This is a genomic window from Schaalia turicensis ACS-279-V-Col4 (assembly GCF_000296505.1).
GTDB classification, from domain to species: Bacteria; Actinomycetota; Actinomycetes; order Actinomycetales; family Actinomycetaceae; genus Pauljensenia; species Pauljensenia turicensis_A.
The window spans coordinates 1-18871 of record NZ_JH815212.1; the positions used below are offsets into that span (position 1 = coordinate 1).

The window sequence follows — 18871 nt, forward strand, 5'->3', positions numbered from 1 at the left end:
GTGGAGATGGGGGGAATCAGTCCTGACACCACCGCTGACCAGTGCAAACAGCCATGGAAGCGGTGGCGCGTGCAATCAGCGTGCAACTAGCCCGCCAACCGCTCACGCTCCAACACGCGAAGAAACGGCCCACATCGTTGAAGAAACGCCCGTTGGCAAAACAACGAAAAAAGTAGCCGAAATGCGCCAGCACCTAATTCCACCCCCCACGGCGTTGCCGATACCGTCAGGTGTGAAGTAGATCGCATTAGGTAATCCGTAATCAAAAACCCACCATTGTAAAGAAAACCCCGCCACCTCGTTGAGGTGGCGGGGTGCACGTCGTGCGCTCTACGCGCCCTTACTGAGCCTAATTGTCTAGGTTATCGACGGCGTACTGTGCTTCCTCTTCGGTGAACTTTCCGCCATGCTCAGAAATAAGCTGGTCGTAAATAGCGTCATTCGACATGGCCATCGTCTCGCGGTAGCTTTTCGCCTGTTCCAAAGCGTTCTTATTCCAGTCGGCTTCAACGTTATCGATGGCGTACTGCGCGGCTTCTGCTGGGAACTTCCCCCCATATTCAGAGGTGAGCTGGTCGTAGATTCCTTGCTTCGACAGGTGCATCGTATCTGCGTACGATTTCGCGGAAAGCAGGGCAGCCTTATGCTCGGCGGGGACTTGCTCTTCCGCTGGCTGGGTTTCCTCTGCCGTCTGGGTTTCCTCTGTTGACTGGGTTCCCTCCGCTGACTGGGTTCCCTCCGCTGACTGGGTTCCCGCAACGGGTGCTACTGACTGTGTGGACGTTGCATTTTTTGTCCCGCCACCGCACGCTTGCGCTAGGGCACCTACGAACACGATGAGTACGACAGCAATAAACCACCATTTCTTGTAGAACGGTTTCTTGGCTACTGCGCTTGTTGACGGTACGCTCACGGTGCTTTGTCTCCTTTGAACTTGCATACAGAAATACCCTTGTAAGGTACATGCATTGGTATCTCTGGCGGGCAGAGTAACCAGTATTTTTACAGAATCGTTAACTAACGCTAGTGCTAGCCTCTTGCGGTTAGTCGCTGAGAACGGTAGAGAGTTCTTGCAATTCCTCGGCGGTGAGATTTTCCAGTCGGGCTTTTAGCGTGTCCTCGTCCACCCAAAGGCATTCGGCAAGCTCTTCCATGCTGAGTGCCCACGGGAGCCACGTGCGCAACTGGTCAATGGTGATGAGCCTCCTTGCCGCTTCAACGCATACTTGCTTTTCAACCGCTACCGGTTGGCACCCGTCGTGCCCAAGCTCGATGTGCACCAACTCGTGCGTGAGCGTGCAACGGCGCTCTGTTTGAAACTGTTTTGATGATAGCCAGATTTGTTTTCCGTTGGTCGCACCCAACACGCCGTCCGGGAGGTTCTCCGCCCAGATCAGTTCAATCTCGCTTGCTTCACGCAAGGCTCTCCACGGGTGCCACATGGTTGAAGCGTATGGGTGACCATGGGTAAACCTTTTTGCACTGCTAGTTTTCGTAGTCCCCGGGGTCTTGGCTTTCTTCGCCCGCATCTCCGCCGCTCACTGTCCACGTTTCTCTGACACGTTGAATGTCGAGCATTGACAGCAGAATCGCAGTCGTCCCTAACGGTCCAGCAGCGAATTGAACAAGCGATCGAACGTATGGATACGAGTCAGGAAGGAGAACGTCACACATGAAGTCCAGTCGGCTTTCTTCAGTGAGACTGTCCCAAGCTTCGGCTTCGCCTGAGTAGCGCAGGCCTAGACGTGTTTCAATGACAGCGTCATTACTGGTCACTGTCGTTGTGACAATGTAACCGAATTTCTTGTTTTCATCATCTTGGAATGGGCTCTCAACTGAGAATTCAATCTGATGCTGGTCACTATTCGAATCTGAAGAGGCACCAAAACGTCGCTCCATCTTGTAGGACAACGTATCGACACCTTCGAGCTTTAACGTGCTCATACCGTGATCCCTGTTCGACTAGATTTAGTCGTTCTACGACTAGAACCCCAAAACTCTTTAATCGTCTCTTCGGATGCCTGATCGCTTTGGAGCATGAAATCTAGCTCCAGCCACTGACGCTTCTTCACCTTTATTTCGATTGCTGCATCTACGGCGATGGCGTATGTAATAAGAGTGGAAATCTTTGGATTACCACTCGGGTCTTCAATCTTTGCCACCGCTTGACGCGAGATCATGAGTTCGTCAGCAATGTCTTGTTGGCGTAGTCCGCGTTCTTTACGGATTTTGACGAGGTCGCGTGTGACTTGGCGAAGTTGTGAGTACATATTGATGGCGTTGATCGTTCCTTCGTCGGTTACGTCAATGCCGAGTTCGTCAAAAATGTCCATGCTTCCTCCTTCTTGCACCTAGTATGCAACCTTTTGGTTGCTTTCGTGAATTCTTTTGCGCCTAGTGAGACGATGCCCACCAGTCATTAGCACGATTGACCGCTTCGTCAATATGAACATCCTGGACGATCTTTCCTTCACCGGATACAGGTTTTGGTTCGAGCAGGAGAAAAAGGATGATCTCAGGATAATCAGGCTCTGCAAAGTACAGTCGCAGGCGCTTTTCTGGGAGCAGTTCTTCTGGAGGGTTGAAGCGTTCTTCTAGACGGACTTCAAGAATCTTGTGCCCACCGCGCGCTAGTTGTTCTACTTCGCCCGTACGGTCTCCATATCCGTCACGCGTGACTGGATCAAGCTGTCCCAGCGTAGCGTCACGAATTGTTGATGCAATTAAGCCACACAGTGCGCTCTTGCGTGTTTTGGTGAGCTTGCTTAGGAATCTATGGAATTCTGTTGGAAAGTTGCCACACTGTCCTTTGTATAAAACGGCTTCATAGCAGTGGCCGTTGGTTGTGGACTTGCAGGCGCGTCCGGGTGGCCATTTGAGGGGCTTGAACTCACTATTCATAGTCCCCGGGATCCTGAGACTCCTCGCCGATGTCATCGAGGGCTTGTCGTTTTTCCCATTCTGGGCGGTTGGTGACTTTGCGTGCTGCGAGTTTGGTGAAGTCGGGTAGGTTCTCTTCCCGCGTGTGCGGGAAGTCGATCACGTTATCGGCGTGCTTGGAGCGTTCGGCTAGCAAGCGCTCAGCGTGGGCGACGAGCTGAGAAGGCTTAATGGATAGCCCGTCAGCTATTGCTTCAATGTCAGTCAGCGTGAAAAGGCGAAGATTGCGCGTGAGTTCGCTGATCCGAGAGTCAGAAACCCCAGAGCATTCAGACAATCGCGCCTGAGAGCTCCCTTGCGTTTTCAGTAATCGCAAAACAGCTTCACCTAGGCATTCGTTGAGTTCAGTGATCTTGAGTTTCTTCCGCCCCATGCCACTAATTATGCCAATTATCTAGACTTGTTCAATATTGTTTGACAGTTCGTATTTACGAGGTTACTCTACTTACATGCTCGTAATTACGAAGATATAAGGAGGTGGACATGAATATCGCAACCGTAGTCAGAGTTGGAATGAGGATGCGGCACTGGTCAGCACTCAAGCTCGCCAACGAAGCAGGAGTTACAGACCAGAGCATCTACAACGTCCTCGACGGACGCACACCAAACATCAACACGCTCGCAGGAATCGCGCGCGCTTTCGACATGGAAACGTCTGAACTCATCAGCATCGCCGAAGAAGCAGCAAGCCAAGCCGCTTAAAAGAAGTGCCACCACCTAGAGCAATTAGGCGGTGGCGGAAAGGAAAACACGATGAACGAGGTAATTCCCTTTACTTATGAGGATACCGCAGTTTGCCCGATCGCTCTAGGGGTGGGGGTGGAACTCAGTTTTAATCCAGCCCATGCGCGCGTACACGTCGGTAAACAATCCGGGCATACTAATCGAAAGGTGGCTACAGCAACGGTAAATAACCGAAAGAGGTATGTCTCTTTTGCCGTTGAGGTATCGCCCAAGGGTCACGTATTCAACGCCGGTTTCCCGCGAGAGTTGCTTGATGGATTTGCCGTCGAATGCGGCAGCGGCTTTTATCGCCGCCCCGGTCATGGCCGTGAATTTTTGGGCGGCCTCTTTTTCCTCTTCGATACTGCGCATGTCGCCAGTATAGCCGCTTAGCTAGTTTCGATCGCTAGGAGGCTTTAATGTACAACTTGACAGATAGCCAGTGCGGTAATTACTGTAGCCACATGGCAATGTTAGAAAGCTATTCGGCACTATTGAGGTCTGTGGAGGTTGCGATAGCCCTATCAGGGAAAACCAAGAAAGACATCGCAATCAAAGCGGGCATTCACCCAACCACCCTGCATCGAATCCTCGCAGGGAAACGGGACATGAGCGTCAAAACCATGTTCGCAATAGCTGACGCAACAAACACCAGCCCAATCCGACTGGTCGACCGAACACTATGCAGGGAGTGTCTAACCAAATGACTACTAATATTCAGACTTTTTCTAATGCCAATTTTGGTGAGGTTCGTACTCTGGAGCAGAACGGCAAGGTCTTGTTTTGCGGTAAAGACGTAGCGACTGCGCTTGGATATGAAAACCCCAGCAAAGCTATTCGAGACCATTGCAAGGGGGGTCCAATTCGTTACCCCCTTGAGACGGCAGGCGGAACCCAACAAATCCGCTTCATTACTGAAGGCGACCTATATAGGCTAATCGCTTCAAGCAAACTGCCTTCAGCGCAGAAATTCGAAGCCTGGGTATTCGACGACGTTCTCCCGTCGATCCGCAAGCACGGTGGCTACCTCACCCCCGAGGCCACCGAGAAAGCTCTCACCGACCCGGACTTCATCATCCAGCTCGCAACCAGCCTCAAGGAGGAACGAGCCAAGCGGGCGGCACTCGAAGCCGAAAACGAAGCCAATAAGCCAAAAGTGCTTTTCGCTGACGCGGTTGCTACCAGCCACACGAGCATCCTTGTTGGCGACCTCGCGAAAATCCTCAAAGGCAACGGACTCAACATCGGCGCAAACCGACTCTTCACACTCCTGCGCGAGGACGGCTACCTCATCAAACGCCAAGGAAGCGACTGGAACATGCCCACACAACGGGCAATGGAACTCGGGCTCTTCAAGATCAAAGAAACCGCCGTCACTCACTCTGACGGACACGTAACCGTCAACAAGACACCCAAGGTCACCGGCAAGGGCCAGTTGTATTTCATTAAGCGCTACCTCAAGGGCTGGAACAAGAAGCTCCTCGAAGAAGCAGAAAAGGCCGCGTCATGACTAGACAAGAACTTCCAGCTGATCCGCGTGAGGCGTTCAACCCAAGCGACTACTACAGCATCGCCGCAGTATGCAAAACGCTCAATGTGAGCCGTGGCCTCATCATCGGCGCACTGGAGGCAAAAGACCTTAATGCAGTCAAAACCGGAACTCGTATCCGCATTAGAGGCAAGGAACTCAACCAATGGATCACACCATACGCGTAAAAGAAAGCTCCCACTTACGGGAATTGAAGCCTGCCTATCAGACAAGTAAAAAGTGCCCTCCTCGTGAGGCAACACATGGAGGGCGAGAGAAAGGAATCTCATGAGAAATCATACACGACAAAACTGGCTCTACAAGCTATTCACACATTGGGTGAAGCGTTCGAATGCGGTGCCAGACCGCGAAAAGTGGGCTCGCAGGAACCGGAAACTGGTGAGCCAAGCGCACGCCCAGACTGCATGTTCTGCGGATATGGGGGCGGCAAAGTGAACGCCGACCGTAATACGGAGATCACTCAAATCGTCCATGACTTTGCTGTTCGCCTTTCTGATGAGGGCATTGCGCCCGATAACCAGATTTTGACCGACCACGCGGACTGTTCGACGTGCCAGTGGGTTTTCTACCACAAGAGTCAGGCGCTGGAAGCGTTGGATCATCTCTGCGGGTGCGGGTTTGAGGTGCGTGTGTCTGATGACCGGAAGGTTTACATGCCTATTCCGACTGTTGATGTGAAGCCTTTTTGGCTGATTTTTGTTGGTGTTCGCCCTGAAGAAGCCTCAGCCTACGTGAGCTGTTCCCCGGTTGGGGGTGGCACCCGGTGAGCTGGAAAGAGACTATTGCGACCCTTTTCGCCGTCGTCGCCTTGTTTTTCGCGTTCGCAATGCCGGGATTGGACAACCCCTATGGGTGGCCAATGCCAATCGCACTTGGCGGAATGCTCATATCACTCAGCATCGCCGGGTTGTTCACCCTCTGGGCAATCCACGACGGCCACCAGTTCCACCACTTAGACGACTGGGAGGACAACTGATGGGTTATATCCCTGTTCAGACTCCACCCGGACGCGCCCCCCGTGCAGCGTGGCGCAATTGCGAACAGTCATGGGAGACACCATACGTCGCGCCGCCGGGCTACATGCGGATCACGAAAGCAGACCTCACCGATGGGATCGATCACCCGGTCACCATCACGAGAGCCGCCCCGCAACCAACCGATAAGGAGGAGGGCAAGTGATGCACAACTTTGACCGGCTCCGCGATTTTGTCCAGCCCGACCCGCCAGACGTTGACGACGAAGAAGAAACCGATCCTTTCGCCTCCAGCGATGAGGAGTATGAGCAGTGGCGGGACCGGCAAATGGGGTTAGACGACTATGACGGTTAAACAGTTTACTGCCGGAATCTACCCGGATATTCCAGAGCTCGACTACCACTCGTGCGAGTTCGGGCCCGCTGACTCCCTCTCGTCCACGGAAGCCAAACGCATACTCAATTGCCCCGCCTTATATAAGTGGAGTAAGGATCACCCCGCCGAAGCAAAACCGGCGTTTGATTTCGGGCATGTTGTCCACGCGCTCGTCTTAGGCGCGGGTTTGAACCTGTACGTTCACGAACACGACAGCCTGCGCACTAAGGCCGCGCGCGAGGACGTGGAAGCACACCGGGCCCTCGGTGAGGTGCCTATCGCGTTGGCTGACTTTCAGCGGGCACAAAACGCGGCGGACGCGGTCATAAACCATCGTGTGGCGGGCGAACTGTTTGAAACCGGCACACCTGAGCAGTCCATCTACACCCAAGACGGGAAGACCGGGGTCTGGCTTCGGGGCAGGATCGACTGGGAAACCAACGGAACATTGGTCGATGTCAAGACGACGCGGGACGCTAACCCGAGCGTGTGGCGCAGGCAAGCGGCCAGCCTTGACTACCCGCTCCAGGCGGCGTGGTATCGGGCGATGTGGGAACAGGTCACCGGCAACGCGCCTCGTTTCCTGCATGTCCTTGTGGGGGTTGAAGAGCCTCATCTTGTCAGCGTTGTCGAAATGGACGCGGAGTTTTTACAGGCCGCCCGCCAGCGTATGCGCAGGGCGATTGACACGTTTGACACCTGCCGGACTTTCAACACGTGGCCGGGATATGGGGACCGGGTGCACATGTTGAGTGCTCCCCTTTGGTACTTGAACACCGAACTAGGACAAGACGATGAGTGAAAAACAAGAATCAAGCATTGAGGCTCTGTTTGCCAGAGCCCTCCGGGACTGTCACAATCCCGAACTCGACGGATTCAACCCGCATTTTAAAAACAGGTTTGCCACCTTGAAAGCAACTCTGCATGTTATCCGTAAGGCGTGTGAAGCCCACGGGATCGCATACACGCAAAGCGTGGGAGAAATCAACGGGCAACCGGCGTTGAAGTCTGCCGTGTATTCCATGGACGGCAGTTGTCTGCCCCTGTCGAATATGCCGATGGAACACCAATCAAACCCCCAGGCGTTCGGGTCAGCGCTCACCTACACGAAACGTCAGGTAGCCCAAGCCGACTGGGGTATCACCGGCGACCCTGATGACGACGCAGAACAAGCCTCACAACCCGTACTACCAGAACTCAGCGAAGGCGCGGTTTATGACTGCGACGACATCCACCAGTTGCGCGAATGGTGGAAGCAATACCCACACATGCAAACCGCAATACGGGCGCGCGTCGAAGCTCTCACCGCCCTTCAACAGCAGGAAGGCCGCTCATGACGAAAAAGGTTTACATTTCCGGGCCCATGACGGGACGCCCGGACAAGAACATTGATGAATTCAACAAAGCCGAAGATCTACTACTCAAGGCCGGGTATTGGGTGTTGAACCCGACCAGCAACGGGCTGGCAGACACCGCGCCTTGGGAAGATCATATGCGCGCCGACCTGCGGATGCTATCCGTCGCGGACGCTCTGGCGTTCCTCCCTGACTGGGAAAAGTCACGGGGCGCTCGCCTCGAAATTGAGGTGGCGCACGCCCTCAACATCCCCACCCGCCCCGTATCGGACTACGTGATGGGAACAAGCGCATGACCCCCTACTACAAAGACGACCTCATCACTTTGCATCACGGCGACTGCTTGGAGGTCTTGGCGACCTTACCTGAGGCGTCTGTCGACGCTATCGTCACCGACCCGCCCTACGCCCTGGGCTTCATGGGCAAGACGTGGGACAAGCAACCTGACTTCCAGGACTGGTGTCGCATGTGGGCAGTCGAGTGTTTGCGCGTCCTCAAGCCCGGCGGGCACATGCTCGCCTTCGGTGGCACGCGCACCTGGCACCGTCTCGCCTGCGGAGTCGAAGACGCGGGCTTCGAACTGCGCGACCAGATTGCGTGGCTCTACGCCAACGGAGTGCCAAAGTCCCTCGACGTTGCTAAGGCAATTGACAAGGAGTCTAACAATAGCAGGGCGCGCAAGCTTGAGTTCACCGAGTGGATGCGTTCAACGGGGATTACAGCTCGCGAGATCAACGAAGCTACCGGAACGCGCACGGGGAACCGCTACTTGTCGAGTAAGCAGCAACCGGCGATCCCGACTGAAGCAATTTTTGACAAGTTGCGTCCAATCCTGCCCAAGGTGCCCGCGCGTATTGAAAAGCTCGTCACTGAGCGAAGCAGTGGCAAGTTCTCCGCCTTCGCGAGGCGTACCGACCGTAAGGTCGTCAAACGAAACATAGACAACCAGGCAACAGACTTCGATCTTCGCGTCGTCAATGCTGGTACTCCGGTCCTTGACGAGGCGAAGCGGTGGCAGGGGTGGGGAACCGCCCTCAAACCCGCCTTTGAGCCGTGTATCGTCGCACGAAAGCCCCTTGTCGGGACCGTCGCGGATAATGTCCTTGCCTACGGGACGGGCGCTATCAACATTAACGCGACCCGCGTTAACGGAACTGACGGCAGATGGCCGCCGAACCTCACCATTGACGGGCACGTCGCCGCCGACCTTGATGTGACCACCCCGGGCGGGCGTTCCCGGTTCTTCCCCACCTTCCGCTTCGAGGTGAGGGCACCAACACGGGAGCGCCCCAAGGTCAACGGTGTTGCCCACCCGACCGTTAAGCCTCTCGCCCTCATGCGCTGGCTCGTCCGCCTCGTCACCCAACCGGGCGGCACAGTCCTTGACCCTTTCGCCGGGTCCGGCACGACTTTGGAGGCAGCAGTCCTCGAAGGCTTCAACGCGATCGGCATTGAACGCGAGGAAACCTACCTTCCGCTCATCATGCAACGGCTCAGGCGGATCGGTGACGTTCCATTCAACTTCGAGGGGGGAACAGAATGAGCAAAAGTGTGTTTAACGACTTTACTGCGCTTAACGATTTGGTTGTTCCGGCGTCTGAAGACGTTGCCTTGTGCACCCAAGTTGGAGAATCCGAATCGTGGCCTGACTCCGCCGATCTTAAAAAGCTGGCGCGCAAAATCTGTTTCATATGTCCACTGTTTGTTGAGTGTCGGACAACAAATGATCGTTTCGAAATCCGAGGGGTGGAAACAGACGAACGAGACTTTGCTGGAATCTTCGCGGGCGAAGACCTATACGAACGCAGGGCTCGCCGTAAAGCTGAGCGCAACAACAAGCCCGCATCTCAAGGCTACGCCAGTCAATGCGACGCCTGCGGACGGCTTGTTCTCGACCAGAACGCCGTCCGACTCTACAAAGGCAGTCGGCGATTGTACGCGTGCGCCCACTGCGTGAACACAACCACCCCAGACAAAGAGGTCAGACCGTGACGGGCACAATCAACTTCTTCGTTCCAGGGGAGCCTGTCCCCGAGGGGTCAACCAAGTACGTCGGGCACGCTGCCGGTCGCCCCATCCTCGTCCACACCGATCCTGACCTTCCCCAGTGGCGGCAGACCATCGGCAACGTGGCGGCCTTGTATGCGCGTCAAGCAGGGTGGATTCTCCCCCTCGAGGAGCCGATCAGCATCCGCGCTGTCTTCTTCATGCCGAAGCCGCCGCGCACGAAATTCAAGGATTCTCCGGCGCGCAAGCCGGACCTCGACAAACTCATCAGGGCGGTCGGTGACGCGCTCGCGCCGAAGGGCGGTCGGGGTGTGATCCGCGAGGACGGGCGCATCATCCGCTGGTTAGCGGAGAAGCGGTGGGCTGACGAGAAGCATCCGGCGGGCGTTGACCTCGCGATCGTCCGACAGGAGGTGCCGTTCTGATGCGACGCCCGCCGTACCCGCACACCACGCCCATCCGCTCCAACCACGCCTGCCCCAGGTGCGGCGCATGGAGCCCAGACCCGTGGGACCAGAAGAAACCCCACCACTGCCAGCCCAAACCAGACCACAGGAAGGAGGAAGACGATGGGAAGGGAATACTCCCGCGTGAAGCTGACGATTTGGAATGACCCCGACTTTCAGGCGCTCACCTACCGCGCCCAATGGCTCTACTTCGTCATGCTCACCCACCCCACACTCAACGCGTGCGGTGTCATCGACTGGCGCGAGCCGAAGCTCACGCACTATGCCTCAGGCATCACCGTCCGCGAACTTCGGGCGGCGGCCTACGAACTCGGGCACGGCGGATTTATCGCCATCGACCCCGACACGGAGGAAGCAGTCATCCGCTCATTCGTTCGACACGACGGCGGAATGAAGTCTCCGAACATGGTGAAGGCGATCGTCCGCGCTCACGGTGGGATCGCGTCGAGGAAGATTAAGGCGATCGTGTCCGCCGAGGTGCGTCGCGCCCGCGAGGAGCACCCCGACTGGGAGGCCGGTGCGGGTGCCGAGCCGGTCTCGAAACAGTTCACGGACGAGATCGTGAACCCTTCCGATTTCGTTCCAGATTGGTTTCGAAACCCTTCCAATTTTGATTCAAACGGTTTCGATTTTGATTCAAATTCGATCCCCCTAAAAGAGGGGAACCCTTTCAATTTTGATTCCGATCCCATAACCCATAACCCAGAGCCCTCTACTTACGTAGAGAGAGGGGGCGCTTCCGCAAACGCGGAAGACCCCACGCCCACAAAACGACGCTCACAAAAAACCAGGCTCCCCGACAACTGGCAACCCAACGACACGCACGCCGAGACTGCCCGCAGGCTTCATCTCAACCTCGGCTCTGAAGCCGAAGACTTCCGCAACCACGCGCAAGCCCAAGGCCGTCGCCTCGTTGACTGGGATGCCGGATTCAGGTCATGGCTCAAAAAGTCCGCTGAGTACGCCCAAGAACGTCAAGGACGCCAAGGCGCTCATCGGAACCAAGCCGCCACAACATCCGAACGCGTCCAAGGCTGGATCGAACTCGGCCAACAATTCGCCCAAGCCCCTAGAAAGGAAATCCAGGCATGACACCCCAAGAAGCTGCCGTCGTCCTCGGCAAGTGCGCGGCCTACGACAACCGGCGCCCCGACCCGGCAACAACCGCCGCATGGGCTGAAGCGCTCGACCCGAATCTGACCCTCGCTGACGCTCTTGCAATAGTCCGCGACCATTACGCCGAATCGCGGGATTGGATCATGCCCGCCGACATCAATCACCGATCCAGAGACATTCGCCGTCAGCGGATCAAGAACGCCCTGGATAACCAGACGCTGACCCCAGACGGCCTCGGGGATGAGCCGCATCTGGAAATCGCGTGGAAGAAAGCGCTTATGCAGGGCTTGGGTGATGGCCTCGACCTCGACGCCGCGTCCTCTGCCGCGTGGCGGGCCATCGGTCGCACTCCCCCGCCCGAACTCGAAACACACCACCACGACATCCGCCCTCAACTCCGAAAGGCATAACCCCATGACTGACAACCCCGAGCCCTGGGAAAATACCAACGCATTTACCGGCGACAACCAGCAATTCACCAGCGACAACTGGAACGACCCGTTCATCAACCTTTTCCGTGAAGCCTTCGCCCCCGCCGAAAACGTAGAAACCTACATCGAAGTCGGGAGCCTCATCGTCCGCCACGAATGGCACAACGACCAGAACTATTACCTCATCGAAGATGTTGCCGAAATTCTGTACGTCATGAGCGTCTACAAGCACCGAGGCAGGACCGAAGCGTTCTACAAGGCCAACACAGGCCAAGCGATCACGCTCGACATGGCGAAGGACCTCTACAAGCAGATGACCGACCCCTACTTCGCCTGACCAAGGGAACCCCCATGACCGGCGCGCGCCCCACGGTGGACATGCCCCGTAAACGTTTTGTAAGGCACCTAGAACGCGCGAACAGTCCCTAAACGCGCTACGGCTATTCAACGCGTGAAAGCCCGTCAGAATAGCGTCTAGACCCCTTAACGACCACCCCTGAAAGGAAACACACGATGACCATCGCAAACCTGCCCAACTGGTTCCACACATTCCAAAAAGAACTCAACGACGACATCACCAACGGAGCAAAATACGACTACACCCGCAAACCCGGAATATACGTCATCGCCTATAAAACCCAGGAGTCAACCACCCACGAAAACGCCGACGACTACATATTCATCCTCGACGGCGAAAAATGCACGTTAAACGAAATCATTAAACGCATCGCCGAATTCGATCCAGTACACACCCTTTATGACACGACCCTAGAAAAAACCGGGCTCATGATCGACGCACACGCATCCTGCTGTGGAGAATACTGCGACTGTGACCCCGTAGAGTTCGAATCGATCGACGACGTAAAAGACCTCGCCACAAACCATCCAGGCGAATTCGACGACCTCATAAGCTGCCTATGCCTGGAAGACGACCCCTGCGCCACCTACTTCGAACAGCTAGAAAAACTCAAGAACTACGCCCAAGAACAAGGCATCAACGTCGGAATCGACATCGTCCCCGTACGCACCGTGCAACGCTACCGTGAAGATCAATTCTTCCTCACCCGCAAATCATGCGAACGCCACATTAAAAAACACGCTCACAAATACTACGGGCGCAATCACCACGCATACGCCGAATACCCCTACCGCAACGACGAATACATGCGCCTCGTCGCGCTCCTTGCGTCAATCGACTTAGAAAAATCAACAATCGTTATCGATAAAACCCGGTACGACTACCTCAAAGACCGGTAATCCGAACGCAACAACATCCACATTGCGCGCGAACTCATCATCAGCAACACACACAGGAAGAAAGAACACGCACCATGACATGTGAAACCACCATCAAAGGAACCATCAGCGAACCCGACCTCCGCTACACCCCAAATGGGACACCCCTCCTCGAAATCGGCATCTGCTGCACCCCCAGACGCAAAAACAAAACCAGCAACGAATGGGAAGACGACGGCTCCCCCCTCTGGATCAACGCCACACTCTGGGACGACGACGCAGAAACCTACGCCGACCTTCTACACAAGGGCGACCGAATTATCGCCGCCGGCACCCTCGCCCGCGAAGAATACACGCGCAACGACAACACCAAAGGCGAAAAACTCTTCCTACGCTTCCCCAAAATCGCCATCGTCCCTAAGAAACCCGTCCGGCAGACGCTGAACACCCAAAACGCCTACCCCGCGCAGCCACCCTTCTAAACACCACCACAACCAACGGTGGGCAGGTAGTCCGTTGGGTTACCTGCCCGCCCCGAACACCACCCAACCCCGAACACACAAACCAAAACCACACGCCCCACCCCGTCACAATCACCAAGAGCAATGAGGAACCAGCATGAGGATCGCGCTCACCATCAGCCTCAACATCGACAGAGACCAGCAAACGCTAGAACCCGAACCATCAGGCTCCGAAGCCATCATCGAACATGCCAACCACGACAGCACACCCCGAATGCTCGGATTCACAGCAAACACACCCGAGGAGCGCGCATGACCACCCCCAAACAGGCCGCCCGCCAGCTTAGAGAACTCGACACGTGGGCGCGCCTCCTTAGCGACACCATCACCACCCTCACAAGCCCCCGCGTCACCATCACGACCCACTCACACGGCGCAGGCTACGACCTCAGTGACCTCATCGCACCCAATGTTGACGCCGAAAGTGACGGAGTCGCAGCTATCCGCACCCATGCGCAAATCGTCGCATGGGCTACACGCTGGGTCGCTACCACTGGCTTTACCTACACAGGCAACCCTCTACATGCCATCGCCGATAACACACAACGCCTCGCCAACACCTGGGACAACTGGGACGCTTTTACCGACGAGCTAACAATCCTTCATGGGCGCATAGCCAACATGACGGGACACACGCCGCGCGTTATCGGCCCTTGCCCCGAGACCAGATGCACCGAGGCCGTCACCCAAGCCCAAACACGCCGCGGAGCAGAAGGCCCCCTCGAATGCCCCCGCGGTCACACCTACCATGACGTCGCCGACTACATTGAAGCGACCAAAGCCTCAGACCGGAACCTCCTCCAAGCTGTCACTGACCTTGGTATTCGCGTGAGCGTCGCTCAATTCCTCACCATATGGCCAGACTTGTCGAAGGATGATGTGCACAATTGGACTCGCACCGGCAGACTCACGCTCACTGATACCCACCCGCAAACCCTCAGCCTTGCCACCGCAAACCTCCTCGCGCGGCGCCTAATGGAGGGGCGAGAGAAAAGAAACACCCCAATACAAGCGACTGGCGCAGCATCCAAAACTCGCTCCGCCCCTTGAAGCGTCTCGGGTTCCGCTGGAAATAGCGGAAACCCCTCCGAGCCGAGAAGCAAACCAAGTGCCTCCCGACCCGGAGGGGCCCGCACACCACACTACCAAAACGAAAGGACACACCCATGCCCACCAACTACAACGCCACCATCACCACACACCACCTCACCGAAACCGACATCAACCACTACATCGAAGCACTCAACACCTACCACGTCGCCATCTCCAACCCCCGCGCAAACGAAGGGCAGATCATCCTCACCCTCCCCGCCACCAAAATCGGCGACACCTGGGCAATCCCTCGCGCATCTATCAAAAAATGCTAAAATACCCCTAGAACCGAGGCACAACTGTCTCCTTTTTCACCACCACTCAACCCCACATCAAATGAGTGAATCGCACTCCCTTCTGCGGGAGTCATGGGGTTGCCTGCTTGTCTGGCAATGTTTTTGAGTTTCTTAGGTATGGTCACATCACGCACCGGAACACGCCAACATAAACAATGGCGCCAAGCACTCATCCAACGCGCACTAAACACCGGGCAAACACGATGCCCACTCTGCGGAGTCACACTCGACTACACAGCAAGTAGACGACCAAACAGCCCTGAAGCAGACCATATTCAAGCCACCGCAACAGGTGGACGCACCAGCCTAGCCAACGGGAGAATCATCTGCCGACGATGCAACCAACATCTAGGTGGCAAGTTAGGCGCAAAACGCGCACACAAACAACCTGATAAAACGTCGTTTAACGTTATGCCTTTGGATAACACAAGCCGATGGTAACAAGTGTGAAGCAGGTCACACCAAGGGAAGAAGGGGGGCCAATACCCCTCCCCCCCACCCCGCTCGCACCCCAGGGGCGATAGCGATTTATCCCCCCGATTTCGAACCCGCAGGAGGTAGGTGAGCGTATGACAGCGAAGTTGAAAATTTACAATCCAGCAGATGCCAACGGCGCACCAGGCGGTAAGAGGCTCACGCGGGTGAAAACCGTTGCAAGCGCGCTGAAAACGCGCAGTCGTGAAGAAGTCCTCCTCAGTGCCGGGGTCAGGGTCGCGAAAACTTTAGACAAGCCGGATTTGCTGGACCGTGACCGCGCTCAACTGACCCGGTTAGTGCTTGAAATCGCGTCAGAACTTGAAAAATTAGACGCTGAAAGGGCTACGGAAGCGAGGTCTTTGCATGTCGTCGCCGAAGACCAACCGTTTGACGCGAAGGCTATCTGATGTTGCTAGGCATGTGTGTGTGTGCCGTCTGGGATTGAGACTACCGCGTGGCCGGGCGTGGAGGCGCGAGCCTCGGAAATGGGCATCTTCTTTGATGATTGGCAGGCTCAGCTTGGCGCGTTGATGCTCGCTAAACGCCACACGGGCAAGTACGCGGCGGGGATTGGCGGGGCTTGTATCAGCATCCCACGTCAGGCGGGCAAGACGTATCTCGTTGGGTGGATGTTGTTCGCCTTATGTTCCTTGCACGCGGGTATGACGGTCATTTGGACCGCGCACCATACGCGGACGACGAATGAGACGTTCGATTCGATGCGGTCTATGGCTTCCACACCGCAGTCTTCGGGTCTGGTCGCGTCGGTGCGTGCGACGAACGGCCAGCAGGCAATCGAGTTCACTAACGGGTCGCGGATTCTTTTTGGTGCTCGCGAGAGTGGGTTTGGTCGCGGTTTCGCGATGGTGGACGTTCTCGTGTTTGATGAGGCGCAGATTCTGACTGAAAACGCTTTGTCTGACATGGTTCCGGCGACGAACGCCGCGCCGAATGGCCTTGTTTTGATGATGGGTACCCCGCCCAGGCCGAAAGACCCTGGGGAGGCGTTTAGCGTGCGCCGTGAGGCCGCGCTCCGTGGGGACCCGGATACGATGTTCGTCGAGTTCTCCGCCGACGAGGATGTTGATCCCGCGTCGTGGGGTGGGTTGGTGGACTTCGCGCAGGTCGAAAAAGCTAATCCATCGTTTCCGGTGCGCACGTCGGGTGAGGCGGTGCGCAGGCTTTATTCTGCTTTGTCGCCGGATTCGTTTCGCCGTGAGGCTTTGGGCGTGTGGGATGTTGAAAGTGACGCGCACGCGCTCCCCGTGGACATCTGGGACACCCTACAGGTGCCGGACGATACTCCTTTGGCTGGCTCGTTGTGTTTTGGTGTGAAGTTCGCGCTCGACGGCTCCCACGTCGCCCTGGCGGTCGCGTCAAAAATGGAGGCTGGCGGGTGTGTGGTTGATGCTGTGCGCGTGGCTGAGGCTTCGGAGGGTATCGCGTGGCTGGTTGACTTCCTCGCAGACCCTGACAGGCGCAAGCGTACGGCGCAGATCGTGGTCGAAGGCAAGGCCGGGACCGGGTACTTGTTGGATCGGTTGCGCGCCGAGCGAGTACCTAAGCGCGTGATCATAAAGCCGACCATGGATCAGGCGATTACCGCGCACGCGATGCTGTTAGACGCGGTGAAACAAGAGACCGTTCACCATTACGGGCAGACGGAGCTGACGCGCCAGGTTGGGGCAGTGTCGCGAAGGAAGATCGGGTCACAGGGCGGGTTCGGCTGGCAAGCCCCAGACGGCGACACGTGCGCCCTGTTGGACGCTGTGACAATCGCGTTTTGGGCGCAAATGACAACGAAGAGAAGGCCGGGAGCTACGAAGGGGGTAATCCTGTGAATTTCCCACACATTAAGGGACTATCTGACGCAGAGCAGGCTACCTGTAGCGTCTTGTGGAAGCAGTTGCAACGCTCAGCCGCCAAGAATGAAATGTTGAGCGTCTACTACGACGGGCACCGTGCTTTTCAGGATTTGGGGATTAGTATTCCGCCTCAGATGGCGCGTGTGAAGGCCGCTCTCGGCTGGCCGAGCAAGGTTGTCGGAGCCCTGGCGCGTAAGCACGTGTTCGATGGATACAGTCTTGACGGGGATACTGACCCGTTTGACGTGGGCGAACTGTTGGCGCGTAACGCGTTCGAACTTGAACTATCCAAGTGCATCACAAGCGCCTACACGCATTCATGCGCGTTCTTAACGGTCGCGGCGGGCGATACTGGTAGTGGTGAGCCGGATGTGCTCATTAAAGCCCGCGACGCGCTCTCCACGACCGTTCTGTTAGATGAGCGCACCGGGGTAACACGCGCAGCGCTAACCGTAGAAGCAGTGAAACCGGAACTATCAGGCGAGGCCGGACGCTTCACAGGGAACCTACCGACCGAGTTCACTTTGTGGCTCCCGGACGTATTCGTCTCCTGTTCGCGCACGTCCGGTAAATGGCTGGTGGAACGCACCCCAAACCCGTTTGGGCGCGTGATGGTCGAACCCCTCGTCTATGACCCGCAGTTGCGTCGCCCGTTCGGGCGGTCGCGTATTTCCCGCGAGGTCAGATACTTGACTGACGCGGCGTTGCGTGAGCTTGTCCGGAGCGAAACACACTCCGAGTTCTTCTCTAGCCCTCAGCGTTACGCGCTGGGCGTGGATGAGAACCAGTTCGCCGGAACAAACCGGTGGAGCGCGATCATGGGTCGCGTCTGGGCTATCGGAGTAAACGAGGAAGGCCAAACCCCCACAGTCGGGCAGTTCCCCCAAATGAGCATGGAGCCTCACCTGGCTGTGTACCGTCAGTTAGCGCAGAATCTGTGCGCGTCCACGAACCTTCCGCTGTCGTCGGTGGGTATTTTCGCGGACAACCCCGCGTCGGCGGAGGCTATGCAGGCCGCGGAGTATGCGCTCTCTGATGAGGCGGAGTACCAGTGGCGGGTGTTCACCCCAGCGCTTCGGCGGTTGGTGGAGGACATTGTGATGGTCCGCGATAGCGCCAGCGCTCCACCGTCTGATGCGTGGCGTGCATCGATTAACTGGACTCCAGCACGGTACGTGAGCCCGCAAGCGTCGTCGGATTTCATCGTGAAAACAGTGCAAGCGTTGCCCCGTGTTGCGGATACGACGGTGGCGTTGCGTCGGGCTGGGTTCACGAAGGCCGAGATCGACGAAATTAACTCTGAAACTCGCAAGACAAGCGCGGTTGATCTGATTCAAGCCTTGAACCAACAGACCGAACCCACACCCGCCTCTGATGCTCAGGGCGCTGAGGCTACCGGGGACGCAACTGAACCACAGGCTGAGACAGCGACGACAAACGAATAACA

The 18871-nt window shown here is 56.5% G+C and carries 31 protein-coding genes; 24 read left to right on the top strand and 7 right to left on the bottom strand.

From position 1 onward, the window contains the following. Positions 1–349: 349 nt before the first annotated feature. The 6 genes from HMPREF9241_RS08400 to HMPREF9241_RS08425 form a co-directional block, all read right to left on the bottom strand. Positions 350–913, bottom strand: coding sequence for an Ltp family lipoprotein (locus HMPREF9241_RS08400; RefSeq protein ID WP_006681858.1), 564 nt, complete (start codon positions 911–913; stop codon positions 350–352). 130 nt (positions 914–1043) lie between these two features. Further along, entirely contained in the window at positions 1044–1421 is a 378-nt protein-coding gene (locus HMPREF9241_RS08405) for an ImmA/IrrE family metallo-endopeptidase (RefSeq protein ID WP_083856979.1), read from the bottom strand. Positions 1422–1485: 64 nt separating this feature from the next. Continuing rightward, positions 1486–1944: a hypothetical protein gene (locus HMPREF9241_RS08410; RefSeq protein WP_006681860.1), complete on the bottom strand. Its 459-nt coding sequence runs from the start codon at positions 1942–1944 to the stop codon at positions 1486–1488. Then, entirely contained in the window at positions 1941–2333 is a 393-nt protein-coding gene (locus HMPREF9241_RS08415) for a helix-turn-helix domain-containing protein (RefSeq protein ID WP_006681861.1), read from the bottom strand. Before HMPREF9241_RS08415 ends, HMPREF9241_RS08410 begins: the two co-directional genes overlap by 4 nt. Before the next feature lie 61 nt (positions 2334–2394). After that, positions 2395–2901 (bottom strand): hypothetical protein, encoded by a 507-nt coding sequence (locus HMPREF9241_RS08420; RefSeq protein ID WP_006681862.1) that lies wholly within the window; start codon positions 2899–2901, stop codon positions 2395–2397. Further along, positions 2894–3313: a helix-turn-helix domain-containing protein gene (locus HMPREF9241_RS08425; protein ID WP_006681863.1), complete on the bottom strand. Its 420-nt coding sequence runs from the start codon at positions 3311–3313 to the stop codon at positions 2894–2896. Before HMPREF9241_RS08425 ends, HMPREF9241_RS08420 begins: the two co-directional genes overlap by 8 nt. 110 nt (positions 3314–3423) lie before the next feature. Here HMPREF9241_RS08425 and HMPREF9241_RS08430 point away from each other — a divergent pair, with 110 nt between their 5' ends. Further along, positions 3424–3642, top strand: a complete 219-nt coding sequence (locus tag HMPREF9241_RS08430; RefSeq protein ID WP_006681864.1) for a helix-turn-helix domain-containing protein — start codon at positions 3424–3426, stop codon at positions 3640–3642. Between the two features lie 105 nt (positions 3643–3747). Here the strand turns inward: HMPREF9241_RS08430 and HMPREF9241_RS08435 are convergent, their stop codons facing one another. Next, on the bottom strand, positions 3748–4035 hold the full coding sequence (locus HMPREF9241_RS08435) for a helix-turn-helix domain-containing protein (RefSeq protein ID WP_040318760.1): 288 nt from the start codon (positions 4033–4035) through the stop codon (positions 3748–3750). Between the two features lie 98 nt (positions 4036–4133). Between HMPREF9241_RS08435 and HMPREF9241_RS09815 the strand changes: the two genes are divergently transcribed. The 23 genes from HMPREF9241_RS09815 to HMPREF9241_RS08555 all read left to right on the top strand — a co-directional run bounded on the left by HMPREF9241_RS09815 (position 4134) and on the right by HMPREF9241_RS08555 (position 18869). Continuing rightward, positions 4134–4370, top strand: a complete 237-nt coding sequence (locus HMPREF9241_RS09815) for a helix-turn-helix domain-containing protein (protein WP_424133821.1) — start codon at positions 4134–4136, stop codon at positions 4368–4370. Then, entirely contained in the window at positions 4367–5173 is an 807-nt protein-coding gene (locus HMPREF9241_RS08445) for a phage repressor protein/antirepressor Ant (protein ID WP_006681867.1), read from the top strand. The genes HMPREF9241_RS09815 and HMPREF9241_RS08445 overlap by 4 nt, the downstream gene beginning before the upstream one ends. Then, the gene (locus HMPREF9241_RS08450) at positions 5170–5379 is read left to right on the top strand and encodes a helix-turn-helix domain-containing protein (protein ID WP_006681868.1); all 210 of its coding nucleotides are present in this window, start codon (positions 5170–5172) and stop codon (positions 5377–5379) included. Before HMPREF9241_RS08445 ends, HMPREF9241_RS08450 begins: the two co-directional genes overlap by 4 nt. A gap of 186 nt (positions 5380–5565) precedes the next feature. Further along, complete coding sequence (locus HMPREF9241_RS08455) at positions 5566–5979, top strand: hypothetical protein (RefSeq protein WP_131367675.1); 414 nt, start codon at positions 5566–5568, stop codon at positions 5977–5979. Further along, positions 5976–6188, top strand: coding sequence for a hypothetical protein (locus HMPREF9241_RS08460; RefSeq protein WP_006681870.1), 213 nt, complete (start codon positions 5976–5978; stop codon positions 6186–6188). The genes HMPREF9241_RS08455 and HMPREF9241_RS08460 overlap by 4 nt, the downstream gene beginning before the upstream one ends. Before the next feature lie 199 nt (positions 6189–6387). Continuing rightward, positions 6388–6540 carry a hypothetical protein gene (locus HMPREF9241_RS09445; protein ID WP_165544442.1) on the top strand — a complete coding sequence of 51 codons (153 nt, stop codon included), beginning with the start codon at positions 6388–6390 and terminating at the stop codon, positions 6538–6540. Continuing rightward, entirely contained in the window at positions 6530–7363 is an 834-nt protein-coding gene (locus HMPREF9241_RS08470; protein WP_006681873.1) for a PD-(D/E)XK nuclease-like domain-containing protein, read from the top strand. The genes HMPREF9241_RS09445 and HMPREF9241_RS08470 overlap by 11 nt, the downstream gene beginning before the upstream one ends. Beyond that, positions 7356–7898, top strand: a complete 543-nt coding sequence (locus HMPREF9241_RS08475) for an ERF family protein (protein ID WP_006681874.1) — start codon at positions 7356–7358, stop codon at positions 7896–7898. The genes HMPREF9241_RS08470 and HMPREF9241_RS08475 overlap by 8 nt, the downstream gene beginning before the upstream one ends. Continuing rightward, positions 7895–8212 (top strand): DUF4406 domain-containing protein, encoded by a 318-nt coding sequence (locus tag HMPREF9241_RS08480; RefSeq protein WP_006681875.1) that lies wholly within the window; start codon positions 7895–7897, stop codon positions 8210–8212. The genes HMPREF9241_RS08475 and HMPREF9241_RS08480 overlap by 4 nt, the downstream gene beginning before the upstream one ends. Then, on the top strand, positions 8209–9459 hold the full coding sequence (locus tag HMPREF9241_RS08825; protein WP_006681876.1) for a DNA-methyltransferase: 1251 nt from the start codon (positions 8209–8211) through the stop codon (positions 9457–9459). Before HMPREF9241_RS08480 ends, HMPREF9241_RS08825 begins: the two co-directional genes overlap by 4 nt. A 397-nt stretch (positions 9460–9856) precedes the next feature. Further along, positions 9857–10348 (top strand): RusA family crossover junction endodeoxyribonuclease, encoded by a 492-nt coding sequence (locus HMPREF9241_RS08500; RefSeq protein WP_165544443.1) that lies wholly within the window; start codon positions 9857–9859, stop codon positions 10346–10348. 144 nt (positions 10349–10492) lie between these two features. Further along, positions 10493–11482, top strand: coding sequence for a hypothetical protein (locus HMPREF9241_RS08505; protein ID WP_006681880.1), 990 nt, complete (start codon positions 10493–10495; stop codon positions 11480–11482). Continuing rightward, positions 11479–11916, top strand: coding sequence for a hypothetical protein (locus HMPREF9241_RS08510; RefSeq protein ID WP_006681881.1), 438 nt, complete (start codon positions 11479–11481; stop codon positions 11914–11916). The genes HMPREF9241_RS08505 and HMPREF9241_RS08510 overlap by 4 nt, the downstream gene beginning before the upstream one ends. A gap of 4 nt (positions 11917–11920) precedes the next feature. After that, positions 11921–12274 carry a hypothetical protein gene (locus HMPREF9241_RS08515; RefSeq protein ID WP_006681882.1) on the top strand — a complete coding sequence of 118 codons (354 nt, stop codon included), beginning with the start codon at positions 11921–11923 and terminating at the stop codon, positions 12272–12274. A gap of 176 nt (positions 12275–12450) precedes the next feature. After that, the gene (locus tag HMPREF9241_RS08520) at positions 12451–13194 is read left to right on the top strand and encodes a hypothetical protein (protein WP_006681883.1); all 744 of its coding nucleotides are present in this window, start codon (positions 12451–12453) and stop codon (positions 13192–13194) included. A gap of 74 nt (positions 13195–13268) precedes the next feature. Continuing rightward, positions 13269–13655 (top strand): single-stranded DNA-binding protein, encoded by a 387-nt coding sequence (locus HMPREF9241_RS08830; RefSeq protein WP_006681884.1) that lies wholly within the window; start codon positions 13269–13271, stop codon positions 13653–13655. Between the two features lie 136 nt (positions 13656–13791). Then, a complete protein-coding gene (locus HMPREF9241_RS09450) occupies positions 13792–13950 on the top strand; it encodes a hypothetical protein (protein ID WP_006681885.1) in 159 nt (52 codons plus the stop codon). Beyond that, the gene (locus HMPREF9241_RS08530; protein WP_006681886.1) at positions 13947–14744 is read left to right on the top strand and encodes a hypothetical protein; all 798 of its coding nucleotides are present in this window, start codon (positions 13947–13949) and stop codon (positions 14742–14744) included. Before HMPREF9241_RS09450 ends, HMPREF9241_RS08530 begins: the two co-directional genes overlap by 4 nt. Positions 14745–14860: 116 nt before the next feature. Then, positions 14861–15061: a hypothetical protein gene (locus tag HMPREF9241_RS08535; protein ID WP_006681887.1), complete on the top strand. Its 201-nt coding sequence runs from the start codon at positions 14861–14863 to the stop codon at positions 15059–15061. A 138-nt stretch (positions 15062–15199) separates the two neighbouring features. Further along, positions 15200–15523 (top strand): HNH endonuclease, encoded by a 324-nt coding sequence (locus HMPREF9241_RS09820; protein WP_040318768.1) that lies wholly within the window; start codon positions 15200–15202, stop codon positions 15521–15523. A gap of 128 nt (positions 15524–15651) precedes the next feature. After that, a complete protein-coding gene (locus tag HMPREF9241_RS08545; RefSeq protein ID WP_006681888.1) occupies positions 15652–15966 on the top strand; it encodes a hypothetical protein in 315 nt (104 codons plus the stop codon). Positions 15967–15987: 21 nt separating this feature from the next. Next, entirely contained in the window at positions 15988–17400 is a 1413-nt protein-coding gene (locus tag HMPREF9241_RS08550; protein ID WP_131367677.1) for a terminase, read from the top strand. Then, the gene (locus HMPREF9241_RS08555; protein ID WP_006681890.1) at positions 17397–18869 is read left to right on the top strand and encodes a phage portal protein; all 1473 of its coding nucleotides are present in this window, start codon (positions 17397–17399) and stop codon (positions 18867–18869) included. The genes HMPREF9241_RS08550 and HMPREF9241_RS08555 overlap by 4 nt, the downstream gene beginning before the upstream one ends. The last annotated feature ends 2 nt before the right edge of the window (positions 18870–18871 follow it).